We start from the raw sequence: 23,511 nt of genomic DNA, 5'->3' as shown, positions 1-23,511 counted from the left end.
AAAATATTGTACATGAAATACCATTACTACTTTTTCGTTATAAGTGCTTTCCTTGGCTTTAAAGGCTTTTCTCAGCAGTCCATTTCAGCAAAAATTATCGATTCAGCCACTCAAAAACCCGTTCCGTTCGCAACCATTACACTGAATGATAAAATTGGGGTTGTAAGTGCCGAAGACGGAATGTTTATTTTAAACATGGACCAGCCAGCAACAGAAAAAGATTCGCTGTTTATAAGTTGTTTAGGGTATCAAGAGAAACGCATTGCTGCAACACAGGTAAAAACCCCCATTATTTATTTAAACAATGAAGACATTGAACTTGATGAAATTGTTTTGCTGAACAGGGAATTATCGGTCGATGAGATTATGGAAAGGGTAGAGGACAGCCTTGAAAAAAATTACGATACCGATTATGTGAAGCAAAAGGTATTTTATCGTGCATCGGACTATAACCATATTATTGAAAAAAACGTAAAAATAAAGGAAAGCAGCATTCCGGAAATCAATCAGGCCTTTGTTGATAGCCTCACCAATAATTATCCCAATGATTTTGCCTACCATGTGGAAATTTTAGGAAACCTTTATGGAAAAATGAAAGCAGAGGAACAACAGGTAAAACTGGATATTATAAAGGCTTGCGAACTGTATGATAAAGATAATGAACTGACTTTTGATGCCGTTGAAGAAAAATTACAGGGGATTATGCGGAAACACGTAAAGCGCGACTCTTACTTTAAAATAAAATCGGGGATAATAGGTGGCAAGACCGAAATAGATTCTTCTTTTTTTGAAGATGATGCCGATACCTTGGTGGAAGCACAACGGAAGAAGGAAAAAGAAAAGAAAGAAAACTTTTTAAAATACCGGACGGGGAGCATTTCGGGCTTTTTGAAAGATAATTTTATATATGAAGACACCGATTTTAATGTAATTCATAAATCAAGAAAATATAATTTTGAACTAAAAGCCCTTACTTACCTTAACGACGACCTGGTGTACAAACTTAGCTTTGAGCCCCGTGGAGGAGCCGATTATAAAGGGATGCTATATGTAAACGCCGATGATTTTGCGGTGATACGTATTGACTATGAAAATGTAAAACCATTGAAAAAGTTTAACCTTTTTGGGGTTTCGTACATGCATTACCAACAAAAGGGCACTTTTTTATATGCTAAAAATAACCGCGATAAATACAGTTTAAAATATCAGGAAGAAACCGAAGCGCATAAAATTGGCTTTGACAGGCCTATAAAAATCATTGAAAAGAACAAACATGTAAAAGGAAGGAGGAAACAAAACGAAGTGAGTACACATTTAGACTTTACACTAACAAATACTGTTAAAAGGGAATTAGTGGTTTTTGAAACAGACGACCTTCAACAGGCCACTTTTGATGATTTTGAGCCCAAACCAGATATAATTCCAACGTATTTGCCAAATTACGACCCGAGTTTTTGGGAAGGATACAACATTATAGCCCCCAACGATGCCATAAAACAATTTAAAAGCATGGAAAGCGACTCAAAGTAACTGGATCTTTGCTCGTTGATAGTTGTTAGATAACCTTTGCAACTTTGAACCTCTCAACTCCGGACTCTCAACAACATAGCAGCGTAACATGATGACAGCATAACAACAAAAAAAACTTGAATAATAGTGTAGTGATAAGCGAAAAGGGATTAGTTATTTGCTAATGGTTAATTGTTATTAGGGAAGAGGGGAAAGGAGTTATGCTCCCGATATTTGAAACCTGAAACTCTCAACTCTCAACGCTAAATATCATAACAACGTAACATCATGGCATCATAGCTAGATAACAACATAACAGCGTAACAACCTATAACCTCTCAACCCTTAACTCTAAACTTTGAACTAGAAACCCCTTACTTATCGGGAACAAAATTTAGCGCCACGCCATTTATGCAATGCCTTTTTCCGGTGGTATTACTTGGTCCATCGTCAAAAACGTGTCCTAAATGGCTTCCACAGCGCGCGCAGTGTTCCTCGTCTCTTGGAACTCCAATTTTATTGTCCACGCCATAAGCAACGTTCCCTTTAATGGCACGGTCAAAACTTGGCCAGCCAGTACCCGAGTTAAATTTGTATTCGCTTCTAAACAGCGGGTTCCCGCAAGCAGCGCAAACATAGGTGCCTTTTTGTTTGTTTTCCAGCAAATTGCTTGAGAAAGGCCGTTCGGTAGCTTCATGGCGAAGCACGGCATATTCATCTGGAGTAAGTTGAGCCTTCCATTCGGCGTCGGTTTTGGTAATGGGGAATTGAGTTTCTTGCGAAGTTGTTTCTTTTTTGTTTTGTGCTTTGGTATTGCAACTAAACAGCGCCATACATACAAGCGATAGCATAAAATGTTTCATCTTTCTTTTTTAACTATTTACGAAAATTTTGTCGGTACCGTTTTATGTTCCTTGCATTTTTAGGGCATAAAAAAAGCCCGAAGTTTTTTTGCTTCGGACTTTTTTGAGGTATTAAATATAATTTTAGTTCAGTTTTTGAACCGATTTAATATTTGCGGCTTTCATTACTGCATCTATGTTAGATGTGTCAACCGAATTAATTAAATCAGAAGGGACTATAACAACTCTAAAAACCTGATTTTGTGTATATTCAGGTGCTAATAAAGAAATATCATCACTTTCCAATATAATTACAACATCATTTCTGGTAAAATTAAAACGGTATTGTAAATATCCGCCATTATCAAAATATATAGTGGCAGTCGGCAATGGCTCCCATACGTCTTGTCCGTTTTCAACTGTTTCTAACCTGTATGCAAGCATAACATCTCCTTCTACCAATGGCGGGTCAAAACTAGCTTCGTAAAAATCATTTTGAGGCGAAAAATCTACATTTTCAAATTCAAAAGTTTCTCCAACTATATTAACACCATCCTCCCCCGGAGGACCTTCCGGCCCTTCTGGTCCTTCACAGGCTGTAAATGCAAATACTGATACAAATAATAATGCGAATATTTTTTTCATAATCTTTTTGTTTTTTGAGTTTATATCTATGTTTTTAACAAATGCCATGCCAAGTTTGAATATATCTTTTTCATTTCTGGTCAGGAGATTTGAGAAAATAAAATTAAAACTTTTCTATCAATCTATCTTAATAAACTCAACAAGTTTATTAATTACTTGATCGTTTCCTAGTATTTTTCGGTGTCCAAGACCTTTGGTAACAATAAGTTGGGAGTTTTTCAGGTTTTTATGTATGTTTTTGGATGAGGCTATAGGGGAGTCCGGGTCATCTTTATCATGAAACAATAATACAGGAATTGCTACGTCTTTTGCTGCAATGCTGGCCGAAAAATTATTTACGTCTTCCTTGGCAAGCTTGTCAAATTCCTGCTTAAGTGTTTTGCCTACCTTATCCTTGAGCCCAAGCTTGCGGGTAAAATCGTAAATAATATCGTTTATTAAATCGCCGCTCCCGATCAAGACCATATTTTTTAAGGGGAGTCCTTTTTTTGCGGCATTTAGCAGGGCCATGCTCCCGAGGGAATGACCAATGGCCGTTTCAAAAGGGCCATAATGTTTGTTGATTTCCATTACGGCATCAATAAATTCCAGCATATTGGACGTTTTTCCCGGCGATCGCCCATGCGACGGGGCATCGAAACTAACGGTACAAAAACCTTCACTCAACAGCGCATCGGCTATTTTTGCCAATTGGGTGCCACGACCGCTCCAACCATGCACCAAAAGAACCTTTTTTGTATTTTCTCCATAGCTATAAACTACAATTTCCTTTTTTATTGACGGCACATACATTTTTTCTTTTAGCGCGGCAGCATCCATGGAAAGCTCTCTTTTTGGAATGGGGTGTTTTATGGGGGTTGCAAATAGTTTTTTTACAAATTTACTGGCAAGTTTTGTTGAAATGGCCTGTAAGGCTTTGGCAGAATAGGTAATTGGTTTGGGGATTTTTACGCTTTGTTGATAGTTTTCTTTCTCTTTTAATGCCATTTAGTATGAATTTGATTATGAAATGCGTAAAATTTTAATACTTTTTTTATACATTTAATACGAGCACGTGTATTTATTTAAAAATCGGTCATTTTAAAAAATACAAAGGCTCTTTCTGTAAACTATAGAAAGCTCAAAAATAGAGATAATATACTAACCTTCCATGTTTATATGCAAAATAAAGAACGTGTAATTGTTGAAAATGTACAACCGCAAGTTAATAAAGGTGCGTTTTATATAAAAAGGGTGCCAGGTGAAAAGGTCATGGTAACTGCCGATATTTTTTCGGACGGGCATGATATTGTATCGGCTTCTGTAAAATACAAGGCTCAAAAAGATAAAAAATGGCGGGAAATACGTATGACCCCTACCGTAAACGATGCATGGAAGGCCAATTTTATAGTTGAAAGGGAGGGTTTGTATGCCTATGTTGTAGAAGGTTGGGTAGACCACGCCTTAAACTGGCATCACGGGATTGTTTTAAAAATAAACGACGGTCAACAGGTACAATCCGAACTACTGGAAGGAGCAGAATATTTGGTAGCCATAAAAAAAATATCGCCCAATAGGGAACATGTTTATATTAATAATTGTATTGCCATTTTTGGAGACAGCTCAAAATACCAACAGGCAATAGCAGAAGTAAGCTCAGAAAAATTTCACAAGTTGTTGCTTGATTATCCCGTGAAGACCACCATTACCAGCTCGGCTTCATTTGGGGTGAATGTTGAACGCTTAAAGGCCCGTTTTTCAACGTGGTACGAATTTTTTCCAAGATCAACTTCAGAAGAAAAAAATAAACACGGAACTTTTAAGGATTGCGAACGGTTATTGCCCAAGGTTGCAGAAATGGGTTTTGACGTGCTCTATTTTCCACCAGTGCATCCTATTGGGGAAATCAACCGAAAAGGAAAAAACAATGCCACCAATGCCCAAAAAAACGATGTTGGTTCTCCATGGGGCATAGGCTCAAAACACGGTGGTCATAAGGCCATTCATCCCGATTTGGGCAATCTGGATGATTTTAAGCAACTGGTGAAAAAGGCAAAGGACTTCAAAATTGAAATTGCCATGGATTTTGCCCTGCAATGCGCTCCCGACCATCCTTATGTAAAAGAACACCCAAAGTGGTTTAAATGGCGGCCGGACGGCACGGTTCAATATGCCGAAAATCCACCGAAAAAATATCAGGACATATTGCCTATTTATTTTGAAACAGACGATTGGAAAAATCTTTGGGAAGAATTATTGAGCATTGCACTGTATTGGGTGGAGGAGTGTGGAATTGGAATTTTTAGGGTAGATAACCCGCATACAAAGCCGTTTAATTTTTGGGGCTGGTTGATAGCCGAAGTAAAGAAAAAACATCCGGAAGTATTGTTTCTGTCCGAAGCATTTACCAAGCCAAAAGTAATGCAGGAGTTGGGGAAACAGGGTTTTTCGCAATCCTATACTTATTTTACCTGGCGGAATACAAAAGAAGAATTAACAAGCTATGTAAACGAACTTACCAAAACAGAGCAAAAAGAATATTACAGACCTAACTTTTGGCCCAATACGCCGGACATTAACCCATATGCACTGCAAACTGCCAATGAGGCCATGTATTTGCAAAAATACTTTTTGGCGGCTACATTAAGCTCGAACACGGGCATATACGGACCTGTTTTTGAGCAAATGGTTTGCGATGCCGTTCCGGGAAAGGAAGAATACAATAGCTCTGAAAAATACCAGATACAAAATTGGGACTGGAACCTGGAAAACAAGCTTACCCGTATTATTGCCAAGATAAACCAGATTAGAAAGCAAAATACTTCTTTGCAACAGACCAACAATATTGATTTTTGCGATACCGATAACGATATGCTCATGGCGTATTATAAATACGACGACCAAAAAAGTAACGAAACATTTATGGTCGTTAACATGGATGCAAACAAAATGAAACAAGGTTGGGTAAAGATGCCCCTGCATCAACTTGGCGTACAGGAAGGACATCAACTTAGAATGGAAGACCTTATTACCGGAAGCAGTTATATCTGGGATAAAGAATGGAATTATATAGAGCTACATCCTGCTTTGCCTTTTCATTTGTTTAAAATTCATAAATAAATATGTTATGGCAAAGAAAAAAGAGACTCCAATTTTACAGCCACCGTATCAATTTGATGTGGTATGGGAGGAATTAATGGAAAACGAACCGTTTTTAAAAATATTCTTATCAGATGTGCTGGAAAAATATATTGTTAATCAGCGTTGGTACGGCGGCAAATCGAGCAAGTTAAAGTATATAGAACTACAGGAATATTTTAAAATCCAGCAGGATGGAGAGGTGTATTACGGACTTTTGTTGGACGTGAATTTTAAAGAGGCATTTTACCAGCACTATTTTTTGCCCATTGCATTTGTAACCGATGAGCGGTTTGCCCAAATGGGCGCTATCCTGCCAATTACATTAAATGGCACTGAAGGCAATATTATTGATGCGGTAAACTTGGAATCGTTCAATAAATTGGTGTTTCAAAGAATATTAAATTCAGTTCCTAACGATACCACACGTGTACGCTACCATAAAAGCGAATTTTTAACCGATCGGGAATATGTGTCCTCCCGGCCAATGGGGCTGGAACAGAGCAACACTTCCATTATTATCAACGAAAAATATATAATTAAGTTTTTTAGGAGGATTTATGCAAGCAAGAACCCCGATTACGAAATGAGCCGTTTTCTGTCGGAAAAAAAAGCATTTAAAAATGTTCCCGCCTATAGCGGAAGCTTAAGCATTATGGATGCAAGCAATACAAACGTGACCATTGCGCTCATGCAGGAAATGGTGCCCAATCAGGGCGATGCATGGAAATTTATGTTGGACGAGCTTCATAAAATATACAGTAACCTTGAATACAAAAGTATAAACGTATATCAGCTTCCGAAGGTAAAATTGTTCGAACGCTTAAAAATTCGCGATGTTCCACCGGAAATTATAGATTGGGCAGGGCTTAATATTTTCTTAAAGCTTCAAAAACTGGCAGAACGAACCGCAGAAATGCACATTGCACTTGGGTCGGAATTTGAAGATACCGCCTTTACCCCAACACATTTTAACGACGACTATACGGTTTGGCTTAAAAACAGGCTGTTGTACCAATTTCAAAACAGGATTAACAGTGTAGAGAACAATCTGCATAAACTGGAAGGATTGGCTTTAGAGCTGGCAAACGAATTTTTGGAGCGTAAAAATGAAATAAGAAAGCAATTTGTGTCGTTCGACTGGACAAAATTGAAGGGAGAGCGCATACGCGTACACGGAGATTATCATTTGGGGCAGGTTTTGGTTAAAGACGACGATTTTTATTTAATCGATTTTGAAGGAGAGCCCGAAAGCACCATTCGCGACAGAAAGGTAAAACAACCCCCGCTCAAGGATGTAGGCGGAATGTTCAGGTCGTTTCATTATGCAATATATGCCACGATTTTTAACAATGGCAACAAATACCCATACCCGCAAGAAGACCTTTTTCATGCCGGGGAATTACTGTATCGTTATTTTATTGGCGTATTTTTGGAAACATACGTAAGTCTTATTCAAGAAAATAACCTCAATATTGGGTATGTACAGGAACGTGTTTATTTGTTGAGGTATTGCATGCTGGAAAAAGCGGTATACGAACTTGGTTACGAAATGAACTCTAGGCCAAGGTGGGCGGTAATCCCGTTGGGCGGAATTATGAGCTTGTTAAAAGAAGATGAATAATGCCGTGCTGTGCCTATGAAGAAATGAATATTGGTTTTCCAAATAATAAATAAATTAACCACCAACGCACATGAACAACGTTATTTTACATAGTTTATTTACAGATTTCGATATTGACCTTTTTAAAGCAGGGAAGCATTACAGGCTTTATGAAAAACTGGGCGCGCACCTTTTGGAGAAGGATGGTGTAAAAGGCTGTTATTTTGCCGTTTGGGCGCCAACGGCAAAATCGGTTTCTGTGATAGGCGATTTTAACTATTGGTTGGAAGGCGACCACCCGCTACAGGTAAGATGGGACGAATCTGGTATTTGGGAAGGTTTTATACCTGGCATAGAGCAAGGTACCAAATATAAATACAAGATACATTCGCACAACCAGGATATTAAAACAGAGAAGGCCGATCCCTTTGCGTTTTATTGCGAGCAACCACCACAAACAGCCTCTATTGTTTGGGAAGCTAAGCATGAGTGGAAAGACAATAAATGGATGGCCGCTAGAAAAGATACAAATGCGCTCGACAAACCATTTTCGGTATACGAAGTCCATTTGGGATCATGGCGAAGAAAAATAGAAGAATCCGGGCGCGCCCTTAATTACGTGGAACTGGCCAATGAACTGGTAAATTACCTAAAAGAAATGCACTTTACACATGTAGAGTTCATGCCAATCATGGAATATCCATACGATCCTTCATGGGGGTACCAGCTAACCGGGTATTTTGCGCCAACTTCACGATTTGGTAAACCCGAAGACTTAATGCTCTTAATAGAAAGGCTTCATCAGGAAGGTATTGGTGTTATTTTGGATTGGGTTCCATCGCATTTTCCCGATGACGCGCATGGGTTGGGTTTTTTTGACGGGTCGCATCTTTATGAACATCCCGACAAGAGGCGTGGGTATCACCCCGATTGGAAAAGCCTTATTTTTAACTATGGAAGGAACGAGGTGCGCTCTTTTTTAATCAGCAATGCCATTTTTTGGTTGGATAAATATCATATAGACGGACTGCGGGTCGATGCCGTGGCCTCGATGCTTTACCTTGATTACTCTAGAAAAGACGGCGAATGGGAACCTAATATATACGGCGGAAGGGAAAATCTGGAAGCTATTTCTTTTTTAAAGGAAATGAACGAAGCCGTTTATGGTAATTTTGAAGGTATACAAACAATAGCTGAAGAATCCACTTCTTACCCAATGGTTTCTAAACCGGTTTATCTGGGCGGTCTTGGCTTTGGAATGAAGTGGATGATGGGCTGGATGCACGATACCCTAGAATATTTTAAAAAGGAGTCGGTGCATAGACGTTACCACCAAAACGACATTACGTTTAGTATGACCTACGCATTTACCGAAAATTTCATGCTGCCGCTAAGCCATGATGAGGTAGTACACGGAAAACAATCTCTCTATGGACGTATGCAGGGAGACGAATGGCAGCGCTTTGCCAACCTCCGGTTGCTTTATGGTTACATGTTTACACACCCCGGGGCCAATTTATTGTTTATGGGAGGGGAATTTGGACAATCTTCTGAGTGGAACTTCCAAAACAGCCTCGATTGGCACTTATTGCAATACGATGGACATAAAGGCTTACAAAACCTAGTGGCAGATTTAAACAAATTGTACAAAAAACAACCGGCCCTGCATGAAAAACAATTTAGTGCCGAAGGTTTTCAATGGATAAATTATGGAGATTCTGATAATTCTGTACTTTCATATATAAGAAAAGGGCATGATGCTGAAAATGATTTAATAATTGTTTGTAACTTTACACCAGTTGTACGGGAAAACTATCGCATTGGAGTTCCAAGGAATGGAAAACTAAAGCAGATTTTCAATAGCGATTTTAAAAAATACCACGGAAGTGGCGTGAGCAACGCTAAAGAAGTTAAAATTGAAGCAGTTCCGTACAACGGAAGGGAGTTTTCGGCAGCTATCATTCTACCGCCATTAGCTGTAACCGTTTTCAACATTTTATAAACATCGATTTATTTATTGAACACAAATTAGTTTCTTTGTAAACTATTGAAAAAGAAATTATTATGATTACCAATACTGAGCTTGAGTATAAAGGGAACCTATTTCCTGCCCAAATTATAGACCATAAAAAAGAAGTCGATAAAATAACGTTTTATACCCGGAATAATGTAGCATTGCAAATTTCATTTTTAAGGGACAGCGTTTTGCGTTTCCGCTACGCGGTGGAACAGGATTTTGAACCCGATTTTTCCTATGCAATTTCAGAAGATGCTACGTATGGATACAACCATTTGGAAATTAAGGAAAACGACGACCATTTTGCCATGAAAACCTCAAAACTGGAAGTCAAGGTATCAAAAAAAGACCTTCGGTTAGCAATATTAGACCTTGAAGGAAATATTTTAAATGAAGACGAACTGGGCTTTCATTGGGAAGAAAGTTACGAATTTGGGGGAAACATAGTGAAAATGAGTAAGTTCTCTCAGGAATCCGAAAGCTTTTACGGAATGGGCGATAAGCCCTCTCAATTAAACCTACGCGGAAAAAGGGTGCACAATTGGGCAACCGACCAATATGCGTTTGGTAAAGACCATAATCCGTTATACAAGGCGGTCCCTTTTTATATTGGGATGCACCATAGCATTGGCTACGGAATTTTTTTCGACAATACTTTTAAAACACATTTCGATTTCTGTCATGAACGGCGCAACATTACAAGTTTTTGGGCCGACGGGGGAGAGATGAATTATTACTTTATTTACGGGCCTACCATGCCCGAAGTGGTTGGGGGTTATACCGACCTGACAGGGAAACCAGAATTGCCGCCTTTATGGGTACTCGGGTTTCACCAATGCAAATGGAGTTATTACCCCGAAAGCAAAGTAAAAGAAATTGCCAATAAATTCAGGGACTTAAAAATACCCTGCGATGCTATTTATTTGGATATCGATTATATGGAAGGCTTTAGGTGTTTTACATGGAACAAAGAATATTTCCCGGATCCCAAGCGTATGGTAAGCGAACTTGCCGAAGACGGTTTTAAAACAGTGGCGATAATTGACCCCGGAATTAAAATTGATAAAAATTACTGGGTATACAACGAAGCTGTTGAAAACGATTATTTCTGTAAAAGGGCCGATGGACCTTATATGAAAGGTAAAGTATGGCCGGGGGAATGTAATTTCCCCGATTTTACAAATCCGAAAGTAAGGGAATGGTGGGCAGGACTTTATAAAGAATTGATTGCAGACATAGGCATAAAAGGTGTTTGGAACGACATGAATGAACCTGCCGTGATGGAAGTGCCCGGAAAAACATTTCCGGACGATGTGCGCCATAATTACGACGGGCACCATTGCAGCCATAGAAAGGCACATAATGTTTACGGAATGCAAATGGCAAGGGCCACACATGAGGGCGTTAAAAAGTTTACGTTCCCCAAACGTCCTTTTGTAATAACAAGGTCGGCTTATTCGGGAACACAGCGGTTTACCTCGTCATGGACCGGCGACAATGTGGCCACTTGGGAGCATTTATGGATTGCCAACGTGCAGGTACAGAGAATGTGCATGAGCGGGATGTCTTTTACCGGTACCGATATCGGGGGCTTTGCAGAGCAACCATCGGGAGAGCTTTTTGCCCGGTGGATTCAACTGGGGGTATTCCATCCGTTTTGTAGGGTCCATTCCAGCGGTGATCATGGAAGCCAGGAACCTTGGTCGTTTGATGAAGAAGTAACAAACATTACCCGGAAATTTATTGAGTTAAGATATCAGCTGCTTCCGTATTTATATACCATGTTCTACGAATATACAGAATACGGGATCCCCATGTTGAAATCTCTGGTGTATTATGATCAAGAAGATACACATACCCATTACAGGAACGACGAGTTTATATTCGGGAACCAAATACTGGTTTGTCCTATTTTGGAGCCCAATTCCAAAGGAAGGCGGATGTACCTTCCGCAAGGAAACTGGTATAATTTCTGGGGCGGTGAAATCACCAAAGGAGGAAAAGAATGTTGGGTGGAAGCAGATATTGATAAAATCCCGATTTTCATAAAAGAAGGTGCCATTATCCCGAAATATCCAGTACAGCAATATGTGGGAGAAAAAGAAATAGACAAGCTTACATTAGACATATATTATAAGCTGGGAAAAGAAGAATCGCAGGTTTTTGAAGATACCGGCGATGGTTTCGACTATAAAAAAGGAAGATATAGCTTACGGATGTTTAAACTGACCGGAAAAGAAAAAGAGCTCATCATTCAACAGTTTAAGGAAGGGAAATACGAAACCCCGTATGAGGTATTTAAAATCAACTTAATAGGATTGCCTTTCAAAGTAAAATCGGTTCAGGTAGACAATGTCGAAATTCCGTTACAGGACATCATCCTCAATGGTGATACAAACATGACAATAAAAAAAGATTTCACAGAACTTCATATTAAAGGATTATAATATTTTGCTTAATTTAGTGTTGTAGGTATAACTTTGCATAAAGCAACAAATTAATATAAGAGATGAGAAAATTTATTTCCGGATTGATATTTACCGTTTTGGTAGTTTCTTGTTCAACAAACCCTTTTACGGGTAAAAGTACACTGAACTTCCAGTCGAACGATCAAATTTTTCCAACAGCATTTGCAGAATACGATCAGTTTTTAAAAGAACACAAAGTAATTACGGGCACAGCCGATGCCGAATCTATAAAACGCGTGGGGCAACGAATAGCCAAGGCTGCTGAGCGCTGGTTCAATGCCAATGGTTACGAAGGATATTTAAAAGATTACCGTTGGGAGTATAATTTGGTACAAGATGAAGCTGTAAACGCATGGTGTATGCCCGGTGGCAAAATAGTGTTTTATACGGGCATCTTGCCAGTTACCAAAACCGATACCGGAATAGCAGTGGTAATGGGGCATGAGGTAGCGCACGCCTTGGCAAACCACGGTGCACAACGTATGAGCGCCGCCACGTTGCAACAATATGGTGCTTTGGCCGGAAATTTGGCCTTGGGGATGAGCGGCAGCAGTGCACAGACCGTAGAACTTTTTAACCAAGCATATGGTATTGGCTCTCAAGTAGGGGTAATGCTCCCTTTTAGCAGAAGCCATGAATCTGAAGCCGATGCTATTGGATTGCGTTTAATGGCTATTGCCGGCTACAATCCAGAGGAGGCCGTAAAATTGTGGCAACGTATGAGTCAAATGGGGGGAGAGGCGCCACCGGAAATAATGAGCACCCACCCGTCTAACGAAACAAGGATTCAAAATTTAAAGCAACTGGTGCCTGCGGCCAAGCAGGAAGCCGCTAAATTTGGCGTTACCTCTTTTGAATAATGTTTTTTTAACCTTGGAAATTTTATATTTAAGTATATTTGAAAGCAAGACATACAAACATGTCTTGCTTTTTAATTTTTAAAATATGGCAGTACAACTACAAAAAGGAAGCAAGAAATTATTAAATGCATGGGCTTTTTACGATTGGGCCAACTCGGTATATACGTTAACTATTGCTTCTTCAATTTTTCCAATATTTTACTCTGCGTTATTTGTTTCAGAAATAAAGAAGGTACAGGCTTTCGGAATGGAGTTTAAAAGTACGGCTTTAATAACATTTGTAACGGCTTTTACTTTTTTGGTAGTCTCTTTTACATCGCCCATCTTGTCTGGAATTGCAGATTTTGCAGGCAATAAAAAAGGTTTTTTAAAGTTTTTTTGTTATATCGGGGGAATAGGGTGTATAGGTTTGTATTGGTTTAGTTTAGAACATATATATCTTAGCATATTATTTTACTTTATGGGCCTAATAGGTTACTGGGGCAGTTTGGTGTTCTATAATTCTTATTTACCCGATATTGCTTACCCGGAACAACAAGATAAAATTAGCGCCAAAGGATTTTCATTAGGATATTTTGGAAGTGTTATTTTACTTATCATAAATTTGGTAATGGTAATGATTCCCGAAGATGGGGCCGCTAAAATACAGATGATGCGTTACTCGTTTATAACCGTTGGCCTGTGGTGGATATTATTTAGTCAATATACATTTTATTGGTTGCCAAAAGGAGTTTCTTCACAAAACAAAGTCACTAAAAAAGTAATTTTTAACGGAATAAAGGAATTACAAAAGGTATGGAAAGCCCTTAAGCAAGATATAAGGCTTAAGCGATATTTGTATGCATTTTTTGTATTTAGTATGGCTGTTCAAACCATTATGTTGGTAGCAGTTTATTTTGGTGAAGAAGAAATTGAATGGGGAAGTAGTGAAGCTAAAACAATGGGTTTAATAGGAAGTATTTTAATCATACAGATTATAGCTATTTTGGGGGCGTTTTTAACTTCAAGGGCATCTGCAAGATTTGGTAATATTCAAACCTTAATATTTGTAAATGTTATTTGGATGGGCTTATGTTTTTATGCCTATTTTATGGAAACACCCATGGAATTTTATATAGCAGCTGCAATTGTGGGCTTGGTAATGGGTGGTATTCAAGCATTGGCGCGTTCTACATACTCCAAGTTTTTGCCCGAAACAAAAGATACAACATCATATTTTAGCTTTTTTGATGTTACCGAAAAAATAGGAATTGTAATTGGTATGTTGATTTATGGAACAATAGATCAAATTACCGGAAGTATGCGTAATTCTATTTTGTTCCTGTTTATTTTCTTTTTATTAGGAATCGTGTTATTATTTCGGGTACCTAAGAAAAAATTGGATTAATGTATAATAATTAAGGTAAATGAAGAAGTTAACATTTATTTTAGCCTCCCATAAACTACTTAAACCGTTGGTTAATGGTGTCTATAATTACGTTTAAACAATCGGTGGTGTAAGATTTGTCGTTTGTGGTCTGGCTCATGAATATGGCTCCCTGTATCAAACTAAAAAAGCGTTTTCCGTAAACATCCCCGGGGATGGTCTTGCGGATTTCACCGATAATTTTTCCCTTTTCGATTTCAGAAGCTATATAACCCTCGATTTTATTAATGGCGTCCTGAACTTTTTCCAATAATTCCGGGTGCATGTTTTTGGCATCTACTGCGGTATTAATTATGGGGCACCCACCAAAATTGCTGGTAAAGTCGTAATAATTTTTATAAAACCTTACAAAATACATCAACCTTTCAAGTGGGGTATTTCCTTTTTCCATGTATTGCTCTATACGGGAAAGTATCATTGTTACATTGTAATCAAATGCATGTAATGAAAGCGTTTCCTTATTGTCGAAATTTCCATAAATGGCCCCTTTGGTAAGTCCGGTGGCTTTTGTAATGTCGCTCAAACTGGTAGCGGTATAGCCTTTTTTATTGAAAATGGGGGCAACGGTTTTAATTATAAATTGGGTAGTTTTTTCTGCTTTGGTTGTCATTGCTTTTTTGGGAATTATAATCAAATATAATAAAATAATACTGAAAGGTATGTTTTTTACGATAGCACGTTTTATTTATCTGTTTTGTAACATTATATAATAAAACACCCGTGATGAAAATCACGGGTGCCTTAACTAACCAACCAACTTAAAACTAAATAATTCTAAACGAATTACCTAACTTTAATCTTAAATATTATTACTCACTAACCAAAGTGCTTATTATTCTACATAACATTCACCTGTTCAGTCGCTTAATGTTATATATTCTTACACGTTACAAGTGTTAATTTTCTATTAAATCTGTTTGGTTCCTAAAAACCAGTTCTCCATCAAATTCGTCCAGCAATATAATGCTGTCTGCATTTACTTTTCCGCTAAGGATTTCTTTGGATAAGTTGTTTAGCACTTCCTTCTGTATAACCCTTTTTACGGGCCTGGCTCCGTATTGTGGATCGTACCCTACTTTGGAAAGATGCGTAATTGCTTCTTCGGTTGCGTCCAGGGTAATGTTTTGCTTGGCGACCATTTTGGTAATGCCTTTAAGCTGAAGGCGTACAATATCCTTGATATTTGCCTGTGTTAACGGTGTAAACATTACAATATCGTCAATCCGGTTGATGAATTCCGGGCGCACGCTTTGTTTTAATAGCCCGAGCACTTCAACTTTAGCGGCTTCGGTTGCGCTTTCAATATCTTTGGTGGCTTCAAACTTTTCCTGGATGATATGGCTACCAATATTGCTGGTCATGATAATAATGGTGTTTTTAAAATCGGCCAGCCTGCCTTTGTTATCGGTCAACCTTCCTTCATCTAAAACCTGTAAAAGAATATTAAAAGTATCTGGGTGCGCTTTTTCAATTTCGTCGAGCAAAACTACCGAGTAAGGTCTGCGGCGTACCGCTTCAGTAAGTTGGCCGCCTTCGTCGTAACCTACATATCCCGGAGGTGCGCCTACTAACCTGCTTACCGAATGCCGTTCTTGGTACTCGCTCATATCGATACGTGTCATGGCACTTTCATCGTCAAAAAGATATTCTGCCAACGCTTTGGCCAACTCGGTTTTACCAACACCAGTGGTCCCTAGAAAAAGGAAGGAGCCAATTGGCCTGTTTGCGTCCTGAAGCCCGGCACGACTTCTTCTAATGGCATCAGAAACCGATTGTATGGCTTCTTCCTGGCCAACAACTCTTTTGTGGAGCTCATCTTCTAGTTTTAAAAGTTTATCGCGTTCGCTTTGTAGCATTTTGGTTACGGGTATGCCCGTCCACTTGGCAACCACTTCGGCAATATCGTCGTTGGTAACTTCTTCCTTTATTAAACTGCTGCCGTGAGACTGTTCTTCTTGAAGCTGTTTCTGGAGCGTTTCCAGTTTTTCTTGGGCTTCTTTTATCTTTCCGTAGCGTATTTCGGCTACTTTACCATAATCTCCGTCACGCTCAGCGCGTTCGGCTTCAATCTTAAAGTTTTCAATATTCTCTTTTGTAGTCTGTATATCGTCTACAATGTCTTTTTCGCTTTTCCATTTGGCAAAGGTTTCGTTCCTGTCTTCCTTAAGGTTGGCCAAATCGGCATTAAGGGATTTCAGTTTTGTTTCGTCGTTTTCCCTTTTTATGGCTTCGATTTCAATTTCAAGTTGCATGATTTTTCTATCCAGCACATCCAGTTCTTCTGGTTTAGAATTGATTTCCATTCGTAGTTTGGAAGCTGCTTCATCCATTAAGTCGATGGCCTTATCGGGCAAAAACCTGTTTGTGATATACCGTTGCGACAGTTCTACGGCGGCAATAATGGCCTCGTCTTTAATGCGGACTTTGTGGTGGGTTTCGTATTTTTCTTTAATCCCCCTTAAAATAGAAATCGCACTTTCGGTATCTGGTTCGTTTACCACTACTTTCTGGAACCTCCGCTCCAGGGCTTTGTCTTTTTCAAAATATTTTTGGTATTCGTCCAAGGTGGTTGCTCCAATGGCACGCAATTCCCCACGTGCCAGTGCCGGTTTTAAAATATTGGCGGCATCCATGGCTCCTTGGCCGCCCCCGGCGCCCACAAGCGTATGGATTTCATCAATAAAGAGTACGATATCCCCGTCTGAAGAAGTGACTTCTTTTATTACGGCTTTTAGGCGCTCTTCAAACTCACCCTTGTATTTTGCACCGGCAATAAGCGCGCCCATATCCAAAGAGAAAATCTGTTTGTCCTTTAAATTTTCAGGCACATCGCCTTGTATGATCCTATGTGCCAAACCCTCGGCAATAGCAGTTTTACCAACACCTGGCTCGCCAACGAGCATGGGGTTGTTTTTGGTCCTTCTGGAAAGTATTTGCAATACACGGCGTATTTCTTCATCGCGGCCAATAACGGGGTCCAGTTTGCCGTCGTTGGCCAACTGGTTGAGGTTTTTGGCGTATTTGTTTAAAGAGTTATATGTGTCTTCTGCACTTGCAGAAGTTACACGGTCTCCCTTACGGAGTTCTTCAATGGCCGCTTTTAACCCTTTTTCGGTAACGCCTTGGTCTTTTAAAATTTGGGCAATCTTGCTTTTAGACTTGAAAATGGCCAATAACAAATGCTCAACCGAAACAAACTCGTCGTTCATTTTCTTTGCAATGATACTTGCTTCGTTCAATGTTGCCCCTGCATCACGGGACAGCATAAGCTCTCCGCCTTCTACCTTGGAAAAACTATTTAAGGTACTGTCTAAAACCTGCTTGAGCAAGGGTACATTTACGTTTAGTTTTTTTAAGATGAAGGGAAGCACGTTCTCGTCAACATCAAACAAGGCTTTAAAAATATGCTCGTTCTCTATTTGTTGATGCCCATAACCCTGCGCAATTTGCTGGGCCTGTTGAATGGCTTCTTGAGATTTTATTGTAAAATTATTTAAGTTCATATGTATTTTTGTATGTTAATTACTTTTCTTTGTTTTAGCAATTTGCGTTCCGATTTCAATAACTGTCATTTTGACATTTTTCTAAAAAAAATAAACGCCATTTTGACATTTTCATGAATAATGTAGTAGGAAAATAGATACTTTAAAGTTATGAATTTTTTTAAATCTATCTTTGGAAGCTCCGAAGAAAACAATAAAAAAAGTCTTGCATGGAATCCTTTAAATTCCATGGAACAGCTTGATGAAATTATAGAAGAATCTCGATCTGTCTGCGCGGTTATATTCAAGCATAGCACCCGTTGTGGCATTAGCAGGTTTGCATTGAACAATTTTGAAGCTTCTTACAATATTCCGGAAGCCTCGGCAAAGTTGTATTTTTTGGATATTTTGACGTATCGGGACATATCAAATGCCGTGGCCGAAAAATTCGACATCGTTCACGAAAGTCCGCAATTATTGCTTATAAAAGGCGGAAAGGTTGTCCATAATGAATCCCATGGACAGATTGACGCCAGAGAAATTGCAAAATTTGTATAGCATGCTCGTTTACCGAAGGACAACGTCTACCGATAAGGACTTTATTTCCTTGGTTGGGAAACTAGATAAACATTTGGCCAAAAAGAATGGTGAAAATCAGGAGTTTTATGGTCAGTTTAACACCCTTGACGCCATAAAACATGTTGTATTGGCGTATAATGGCAACATGGCCGTTGGCTGCGGGGCCATAAAGCAGTATAATCCTGAAGTTATGGAAGTAAAGAGGATGTATACCCGTGCCGAATACAGGGGTAAGGGAATTGCACTGTCAGTACTTAACGAACTGGAAAAATGGGCTGTGGAATTGGGGTTTTCAAAGTGTGTTTTGGAAACCGACAAGGATAATGCCGGGGCCATACATATATATAGAAAAAACGGATATTTACCAATCCCTAATTATGGGCAATATCAAGGTGTAGCTATGAGCGTATGTTTTGAAAAAGCATTGTGATTACCTATTGAGGTGGTTTGTTGGGTGCAAAGCAACATCCAATTCCATTTTAATATCGGCCCGCATGTATGGATTGTCTTTTTCCAACGGTACTTCCTTAAAACCATATTTTCGGTACAGATAAATGGCATTTTCCAGTTTGGTGCTGGAGTACAGGACAACTTTTTTAAACGTTTGTTCTTTTGCATGGCTTATGCAAAACTTTAATAATTTCTGACCAATTTTATGGCCGCGGTAGTTGGGAGAAACTGCCATTTTGGTAAGCTCGAATACCCCACTTTCTATTTTCATAAGGGCAAAACAGCCAACAATGACATTGTTGAGTCTCGCAAAAAATATGGCCCCGCCCTTGTCTATAATGTTTTCCTTGCAATGAAGCAGTACATCGTGGTCATGGGGTTCTACAACAAAAAACCTTTCAAGCCATTCTATGTTCAGGTTTTTAAAATCAATAGCATATTCCTGCCGGAAGGGAATTATTTCAACGTTCATTTATTTTCTTATATAATCGGATACCAAATACGCAATGGCCTTGCCCACTTGGGTTATTTCGGTATTGTTTTTTGTATTGGGTGCCGCTTCACAAATATGTATGTAGGCATTGTTTTTACTTTTTTTGCCTTTAAAAACAATTTCCCGCACCATATTTAATGACAAACCAGAACTTGTCCTGGCGCTGCTGGGCATCCCTTCGATAGAGTCCATATCGATTTCCAGTCCGTATTTCTCGGTTTTTATAAAGTCTATGGCCTCATTGAGTTCAAAATCAAAACCTTTGTCCCTTCTTATAAAAAGGTCTTCAAAAGTACTGTATTTGATCTTTTTTTCCTTTTCAATGGCCTTGAATATTTTTTTTGAGGTATAATTTTCATGTACTCCAAAAATATAGTAATTGTTTAAAAAACCTTCGTGGAAAGCATACGAAAACCCGTTCCCGCTATGCCTTCCTTCACGTTTTCTAAAATCGGTATGCGCATCTACGTTCAGGCAGTTAATTGCACTTCCCGTTGCGAGCGAGGTACCTTTTAGCAATCCGTAGGCATTATTATGGCCACCGCCAACAACAATGGCCTTTTTGCCACTGGCTATTATTTTATATATAAGGTCGGCCACCTCTTTGTCTATGCTTTCGGTAATCTTTCTGGCTTCTTCTATTTTTTGTTCACCGCTCAAGGAGTCTATATATTCAAGTTCCCCAGAAAAATCAAGGTGTCCGAGCAAAAGTATTTTGTTTCCTTTTGTGTGGCTGTTATGCTGTATGTTTAAAATAAAGGGCAGGGCAGTATTCCATGCATTTCGGGTACCGACCTTGCCTAAATTTCCGGAAACGCCAATGTCTTCGGGTATTCCCAGTAATACATACTTAGCATCAGAACCGCTAAGCTGTGTCTCCAAAGTATCGTTTATATGAAGCAGTTCAATGTGTTCCCCCAGCTTTTGCTCTCCCTTTCTGGGAGCAATTAAAGCAGTTATTTTTTTTAGGTCGTATACAACCAAATTAGATGCCATAAGATAATGTTAAGGTACAATTAAAAGAATGTAAATAATCTAAATCTTTTTTTTATGCGTATATATATTCGTAAAGCAATTTAAAAAAGATTGATTAAATTGCTGAACCAAATTTTAAAAAAAACAAACTTATGACAGAAACAAAGAACAATAATGGTTTAAAAGTTATAGCAGGTTTGCTAGCTGCCGCTTTAATCGGTACCCTTATTTATACAGTTAGCCTGTATAACAATAAGAAAGAAACAACACAGAAGCTTAATAAAGAGAAAAACCTCGTGATAGACGACCTTAATAACTTAAAGTCGGATTACGACAGGGCTATTTCAGAAAGTGAATCGGCAAATGCCGAATTGGTAGAAGCACGTAATAAAATTGCTACCTATATAGACTCTGTAAAACAAATGAAAGCCGATATAAGCTCGCTTTCCCGTTATAGAAGGCAGGTACAGCAACTTACCAAAGAACGCGAATATTTGCTTGCCCAAAACGATTCGCTTAGAACGTCAAATACCATGTTGGCCATGCAAAGAGACAGCACGAAAGTTGCTTTACAAGAGCAGTCCATGTTTGCAGATTCTTTAATTATGCAAAACACACAATTGGCCAAGGTTGTAGAAACCGGAGCTGCTTTAGGGCTTTCTAAATTTTCTGCTGAAGCCGTAAAAGAGCGTAATAGCGGTAAAATTGTTTCGGTAAAAAACAACAGAAGGGCAGATAAACTTAAAATATGCTATACCGTAGGTGCCAATAAAATTACAAAGCCAGGTGCTAAGCAGTTTTATATCCAGGTAACAGACCCTCAAGGGACTATAATGGGAGAACGTGCCGTAGCCGCCAAAGAAGGCGATGAAACTACCGAGTCTGTAAGTGTGACTTATAGCAAGGCTTCCAGCTTTTATTATGAAAATACTACGTTGGATGTATGCGATTTTATCAATAAAGAAGGGGAAGATTTTGTTGAAGGAAAATATAGCGTTGTAGTGTACGACCAGAATTTAAAAGAACTGGGTTCTACTGAGTTTGACCTACGCTAAACATAGTAACTAACCAATTTACATAGAGAAGCATCAGTTGTCCTTTCAGCTGATGCTTTTTTTATATAAAATTATGGCAATTGCTCCATGATTTTTTCCACAATTGCAGTCGGTGTATTGTCAATATCCACTGTAATTGCATCTTTTGGGGGCTGTAAGGCTTCAAATTGCGATTTAAGCAGCGATGCAGGCATAAAATGAGACTTCCGCTTGCCCAAGCGTTCTTGTATAAGCTCAAAAGTGCCCAAAAGATATACAAACACCATTTGTTCTTCAATACCGTTTTGCAAAATGGCCCTGTAAGATTGTTTCAGGGCAGAACAGGCCACAATACAGCTTTTGCCCTGTTTAATGTTTTTGGTGCAAAACTTATTAATTTCCTGTAGCCAGCCTAAACGGTCCTGGTCGTTTAAAGGATGCCCGGCCACCATCTTGTCTATATTTTCCTGCGGATGAAAACTATCGCCATCGGCAAAGGGAATGTTGGTTTTGGAAGAAAGCAGTTCGCCAATGGTTGTTTTTCCCGATCCGGAAACCCCCATAATGATGATGGCTTTTGGTTGAGTGGTCTTCATGTGTTTTTATAAGTTTGAAAGTTGTAAAGTTGAAAGTTGTAAAGTTGATATTTTACATATAACTAAATTAAAATTACGATACAAACTCTCCGTTTATCATCACCTTATCTATATTATTGTTTCCAAAATCGTATGGTAAAAATCCGTATGAAGGTATTTCCTTGGTTAAAATAATATTTGCTTTCTTTCCTTTGGTAATACTTCCGTGGGTTCTGGATACTCCCATGGCATGGGCACCGTTTATGGTAGCCGCGTTAATGGCCTCTGCCGGGGTAAGCTTCATTTTTATGCAGGCGGCCGCAACAACTTGGTTCATGTTTCCGCTGGGCGATGAACCGGGGTTGTAATCGGTTGCCAGAACAAAAGGCAGTCCTGCTTCAATAAGCTTTCTTCCCGGGGCATAAGGAATGCTCAGGAAATAAGAGCATAACGGAAGCCCCACGGGCATGGTCACGGTCTTTTTTAGGGCTTCAATATCTTCATCTGGCATTACCTCCAAATGGTCTACCGTTAGTGCACGGTGCTTTACGGCAGCTTGAATCCCACCAATGGCATTAAATTGGTTTACATGGACTTTGGGTGTCAATCCATATGTTTTTGCAGCTTCTAAAATAGCTTCCATATCGGCTACCGAAAAATAGCCTTTTTCGCAAAACACATCGATGTAATCGGCCAGTTTGCTTTTGCCAACTTCCGGTAATATTTCGTCAATTACCTTTTGTACATACCCGTCTTTATTGTTTTTATAGTTTTCGGGAACGGCATGGGCGCCCAAAAAGGTGCTTTTTATGGTTGCCGGATAGTTTTCTTTTAATTTTTTTATTACGTTGAGCATTTTAATTTCTGCTTCGGCGGTAAGTCCGTAACCACTTTTTATCTCAATGGCCCCGGTGCCCAGTTTCATAACATTTTCCAGCCGTTTTCTGGATTGTTCATAAAGTTCTTCTTCCGGGGTTTGTTGCAGGGTTTTTGCCGAATTTAAAATCCCGCCCCCTTTATTGGCAATTTCTTCATAAGTCAACCCGTTTATCCGGTCTACAAATTCCTGCTCGCGGTTTCCGGCATATACCAAATGTGTATGGCTGTCGCACCATGTAGGGAGTATCATTTTTCCGGTAGCATCAATTACTTCATCTGCATTTTTTGTATCGACCGACTCCATGGCCCCATATGCTGCAATGGTATCGCCTTCAACAAGGAGAAAGGCATTTTTAAGGCTTGGCAATACCTTCATATCCTTTCCGCTTACTTTAAGCGTGTTGGCTTCCCTTACTTGCAATAATTCTTTTATATTTATGAACAATCGTTTCATGTATATTGAAATTAATTATAATTCAGCTGTTTGCACAAAAAATGAAATTTTAATTTTTGCCGAACAAAGTTTAAATTTCCGTGCGGACATCTTTATAAATTCA

19 protein-coding genes are annotated in these 23,511 nt (G+C 39.0%); 10 read left to right on the top strand and 9 right to left on the bottom strand.

Translation table 11 applies throughout. The annotated features are described in order from the left end of the window. Nucleotides 1-12 precede the first annotated feature (12 nt). Nucleotides 13-1,530 carry a carboxypeptidase-like regulatory domain-containing protein gene (locus UXI14_RS08960; RefSeq protein ID WP_335965848.1) on the top strand — a complete coding sequence of 506 codons (1,518 nt, stop codon included), beginning with the start codon at nucleotides 13-15 and terminating at the stop codon, nucleotides 1,528-1,530. A gap of 353 nt (nucleotides 1,531-1,883) precedes the next feature. Here the strand turns inward: UXI14_RS08960 and msrB are convergent, their stop codons facing one another. The 3 genes from msrB to UXI14_RS08945 form a co-directional block, all read right to left on the bottom strand. Next, nucleotides 1,884-2,372: a peptide-methionine (R)-S-oxide reductase MsrB gene (gene msrB, locus UXI14_RS08955; protein ID WP_335965847.1), complete on the bottom strand. Its 489-nt coding sequence runs from the start codon at nucleotides 2,370-2,372 to the stop codon at nucleotides 1,884-1,886. Nucleotides 2,373-2,495: 123 nt separating this feature from the next. Further along, entirely contained in the window at nucleotides 2,496-2,996 is a 501-nt protein-coding gene (locus UXI14_RS08950; RefSeq protein ID WP_335965846.1) for a hypothetical protein, read from the bottom strand. 117 nt (nucleotides 2,997-3,113) lie between these two features. Beyond that, complete coding sequence (locus tag UXI14_RS08945; RefSeq protein WP_335965845.1) at nucleotides 3,114-3,983, bottom strand: alpha/beta hydrolase; 870 nt, start codon at nucleotides 3,981-3,983, stop codon at nucleotides 3,114-3,116. Between the two features lie 171 nt (nucleotides 3,984-4,154). Between UXI14_RS08945 and UXI14_RS08940 the strand changes: the two genes are divergently transcribed. The 6 genes from UXI14_RS08940 to UXI14_RS08915 all read left to right on the top strand — a co-directional run bounded on the left by UXI14_RS08940 (nucleotide 4,155) and on the right by UXI14_RS08915 (nucleotide 14,448). After that, the gene (locus tag UXI14_RS08940) at nucleotides 4,155-6,095 is read left to right on the top strand and encodes an alpha-1,4-glucan--maltose-1-phosphate maltosyltransferase (RefSeq protein WP_335965844.1); all 1,941 of its coding nucleotides are present in this window, start codon (nucleotides 4,155-4,157) and stop codon (nucleotides 6,093-6,095) included. Between the two features lie 7 nt (nucleotides 6,096-6,102). Further along, nucleotides 6,103-7,737, top strand: a complete 1,635-nt coding sequence (locus UXI14_RS08935) for a trehalose synthase (protein ID WP_335965843.1) — start codon at nucleotides 6,103-6,105, stop codon at nucleotides 7,735-7,737. A gap of 70 nt (nucleotides 7,738-7,807) precedes the next feature. Next, complete coding sequence (glgB, locus tag UXI14_RS08930) at nucleotides 7,808-9,718, top strand: 1,4-alpha-glucan branching protein GlgB (RefSeq protein WP_335965842.1); 1,911 nt, start codon at nucleotides 7,808-7,810, stop codon at nucleotides 9,716-9,718. A gap of 62 nt (nucleotides 9,719-9,780) precedes the next feature. Continuing rightward, nucleotides 9,781-12,180 (top strand): glycoside hydrolase family 31 protein, encoded by a 2,400-nt coding sequence (locus UXI14_RS08925; protein ID WP_335965841.1) that lies wholly within the window; start codon nucleotides 9,781-9,783, stop codon nucleotides 12,178-12,180. Nucleotides 12,181-12,242: 62 nt separating this feature from the next. Continuing rightward, nucleotides 12,243-13,061 (top strand): M48 family metallopeptidase, encoded by an 819-nt coding sequence (locus tag UXI14_RS08920; RefSeq protein WP_335965840.1) that lies wholly within the window; start codon nucleotides 12,243-12,245, stop codon nucleotides 13,059-13,061. Between the two features lie 85 nt (nucleotides 13,062-13,146). Then, complete coding sequence (locus UXI14_RS08915) at nucleotides 13,147-14,448, top strand: MFS transporter (protein WP_335965839.1); 1,302 nt, start codon at nucleotides 13,147-13,149, stop codon at nucleotides 14,446-14,448. Nucleotides 14,449-14,503: 55 nt separating this feature from the next. Here the strand turns inward: UXI14_RS08915 and UXI14_RS08910 are convergent, their stop codons facing one another. Both UXI14_RS08910 and clpB read right to left on the bottom strand, forming a co-directional pair. After that, on the bottom strand, nucleotides 14,504-15,097 hold the full coding sequence (locus UXI14_RS08910; protein WP_277899543.1) for a TetR/AcrR family transcriptional regulator: 594 nt from the start codon (nucleotides 15,095-15,097) through the stop codon (nucleotides 14,504-14,506). A gap of 286 nt (nucleotides 15,098-15,383) precedes the next feature. Continuing rightward, nucleotides 15,384-17,990: an ATP-dependent chaperone ClpB gene (clpB, locus tag UXI14_RS08905; RefSeq protein WP_335965838.1), complete on the bottom strand. Its 2,607-nt coding sequence runs from the start codon at nucleotides 17,988-17,990 to the stop codon at nucleotides 15,384-15,386. 150 nt (nucleotides 17,991-18,140) lie between these two features. On the opposite strand from clpB, the gene ytxJ reads away from it, so the two are divergent. Both ytxJ and UXI14_RS08895 read left to right on the top strand, forming a co-directional pair. Beyond that, nucleotides 18,141-18,527, top strand: a complete 387-nt coding sequence (gene ytxJ, locus UXI14_RS08900) for a bacillithiol system redox-active protein YtxJ (protein ID WP_335965837.1) — start codon at nucleotides 18,141-18,143, stop codon at nucleotides 18,525-18,527. A 1-nt stretch (nucleotide 18,528) separates the two neighbouring features. Further along, nucleotides 18,529-18,978 (top strand): GNAT family N-acetyltransferase, encoded by a 450-nt coding sequence (locus tag UXI14_RS08895; protein ID WP_335965836.1) that lies wholly within the window; start codon nucleotides 18,529-18,531, stop codon nucleotides 18,976-18,978. On the opposite strand, the gene UXI14_RS08890 is transcribed toward UXI14_RS08895, so the two are convergent. Beyond that, complete coding sequence (locus UXI14_RS08890; RefSeq protein ID WP_335965835.1) at nucleotides 18,979-19,470, bottom strand: GNAT family N-acetyltransferase; 492 nt, start codon at nucleotides 19,468-19,470, stop codon at nucleotides 18,979-18,981. Further along, a complete protein-coding gene (locus UXI14_RS08885; RefSeq protein WP_335965833.1) occupies nucleotides 19,471-20,487 on the bottom strand; it encodes a formimidoylglutamase in 1,017 nt (338 codons plus the stop codon). 131 nt (nucleotides 20,488-20,618) lie between these two features. On the opposite strand from UXI14_RS08885, the gene UXI14_RS08880 reads away from it, so the two are divergent. Then, nucleotides 20,619-21,521 (top strand): hypothetical protein, encoded by a 903-nt coding sequence (locus UXI14_RS08880; protein ID WP_277899537.1) that lies wholly within the window; start codon nucleotides 20,619-20,621, stop codon nucleotides 21,519-21,521. Between the two features lie 71 nt (nucleotides 21,522-21,592). Here UXI14_RS08880 and UXI14_RS08875 read toward each other — a convergent pair whose 3' ends face one another. Both UXI14_RS08875 and hutI read right to left on the bottom strand, forming a co-directional pair. Next, nucleotides 21,593-22,096, bottom strand: coding sequence for a gluconokinase (locus UXI14_RS08875; protein ID WP_335965832.1), 504 nt, complete (start codon nucleotides 22,094-22,096; stop codon nucleotides 21,593-21,595). Between the two features lie 73 nt (nucleotides 22,097-22,169). Further along, a complete protein-coding gene (gene hutI, locus UXI14_RS08870; RefSeq protein WP_335965831.1) occupies nucleotides 22,170-23,408 on the bottom strand; it encodes an imidazolonepropionase in 1,239 nt (412 codons plus the stop codon). Nucleotides 23,409-23,511: the final 103 nt, after the last annotated feature.

It is taken from the genome of Galbibacter sp. PAP.153 (genome assembly GCF_037029175.1).
Classification (GTDB): domain Bacteria; phylum Bacteroidota; class Bacteroidia; order Flavobacteriales; family Flavobacteriaceae; genus Galbibacter; species Galbibacter pacificus.
The sequence above is the reverse complement of the archived record's forward strand: the minus strand, read 5'-3'. Positions and strand labels throughout refer to the sequence as shown.

Bases quoted from the DNA above. Each gene is read 5' to 3' on its own strand.
- UXI14_RS08950 (WP_335965846.1), bottom strand. From the start codon at position 2,996: ATGAAAAAAATATTCGCATTATTATTTGTATCAGTATTTGCATTTACA.
- msrB (WP_335965847.1), bottom strand. From the start codon at position 2,372: ATGAAACATTTTATGCTATCGCTTGTATGTATGGCGCTGTTTAGTTGC.
- UXI14_RS08945 (WP_335965845.1), bottom strand. From the start codon at position 3,983: ATGGCATTAAAAGAGAAAGAAAACTATCAACAAAGCGTAAAAATCCCC.
- UXI14_RS08915 (WP_335965839.1), top strand. From the start codon at position 13,147: ATGGCAGTACAACTACAAAAAGGAAGCAAGAAATTATTAAATGCATGG.
- UXI14_RS08885 (WP_335965833.1), bottom strand. From the start codon at position 20,487: ATGGCATCTAATTTGGTTGTATACGACCTAAAAAAAATAACTGCTTTA.
- UXI14_RS08935 (WP_335965843.1), top strand. From the start codon at position 6,103: ATGGCAAAGAAAAAAGAGACTCCAATTTTACAGCCACCGTATCAATTT.
- UXI14_RS08880 (WP_277899537.1), top strand. From the start codon at position 20,619: ATGACAGAAACAAAGAACAATAATGGTTTAAAAGTTATAGCAGGTTTG.
- UXI14_RS08875 (WP_335965832.1), bottom strand. From the start codon at position 22,096: ATGAAGACCACTCAACCAAAAGCCATCATCATTATGGGGGTTTCCGGA.
- UXI14_RS08940 (WP_335965844.1), top strand. From the start codon at position 4,155: ATGCAAAATAAAGAACGTGTAATTGTTGAAAATGTACAACCGCAAGTT.
- ytxJ (WP_335965837.1), top strand. From the start codon at position 18,141: ATGAATTTTTTTAAATCTATCTTTGGAAGCTCCGAAGAAAACAATAAA.
- UXI14_RS08960 (WP_335965848.1), top strand. From the start codon at position 13: ATGAAATACCATTACTACTTTTTCGTTATAAGTGCTTTCCTTGGCTTT.
- UXI14_RS08890 (WP_335965835.1), bottom strand. From the start codon at position 19,470: ATGAACGTTGAAATAATTCCCTTCCGGCAGGAATATGCTATTGATTTT.
- UXI14_RS08910 (WP_277899543.1), bottom strand. From the start codon at position 15,097: ATGACAACCAAAGCAGAAAAAACTACCCAATTTATAATTAAAACCGTT.
- glgB (WP_335965842.1), top strand. From the start codon at position 7,808: ATGAACAACGTTATTTTACATAGTTTATTTACAGATTTCGATATTGAC.
- UXI14_RS08895 (WP_335965836.1), top strand. From the start codon at position 18,529: ATGCTCGTTTACCGAAGGACAACGTCTACCGATAAGGACTTTATTTCC.
- UXI14_RS08925 (WP_335965841.1), top strand. From the start codon at position 9,781: ATGATTACCAATACTGAGCTTGAGTATAAAGGGAACCTATTTCCTGCC.
- clpB (WP_335965838.1), bottom strand. From the start codon at position 17,990: ATGAACTTAAATAATTTTACAATAAAATCTCAAGAAGCCATTCAACAG.
- hutI (WP_335965831.1), bottom strand. From the start codon at position 23,408: ATGAAACGATTGTTCATAAATATAAAAGAATTATTGCAAGTAAGGGAA.
- UXI14_RS08920 (WP_335965840.1), top strand. From the start codon at position 12,243: ATGAGAAAATTTATTTCCGGATTGATATTTACCGTTTTGGTAGTTTCT.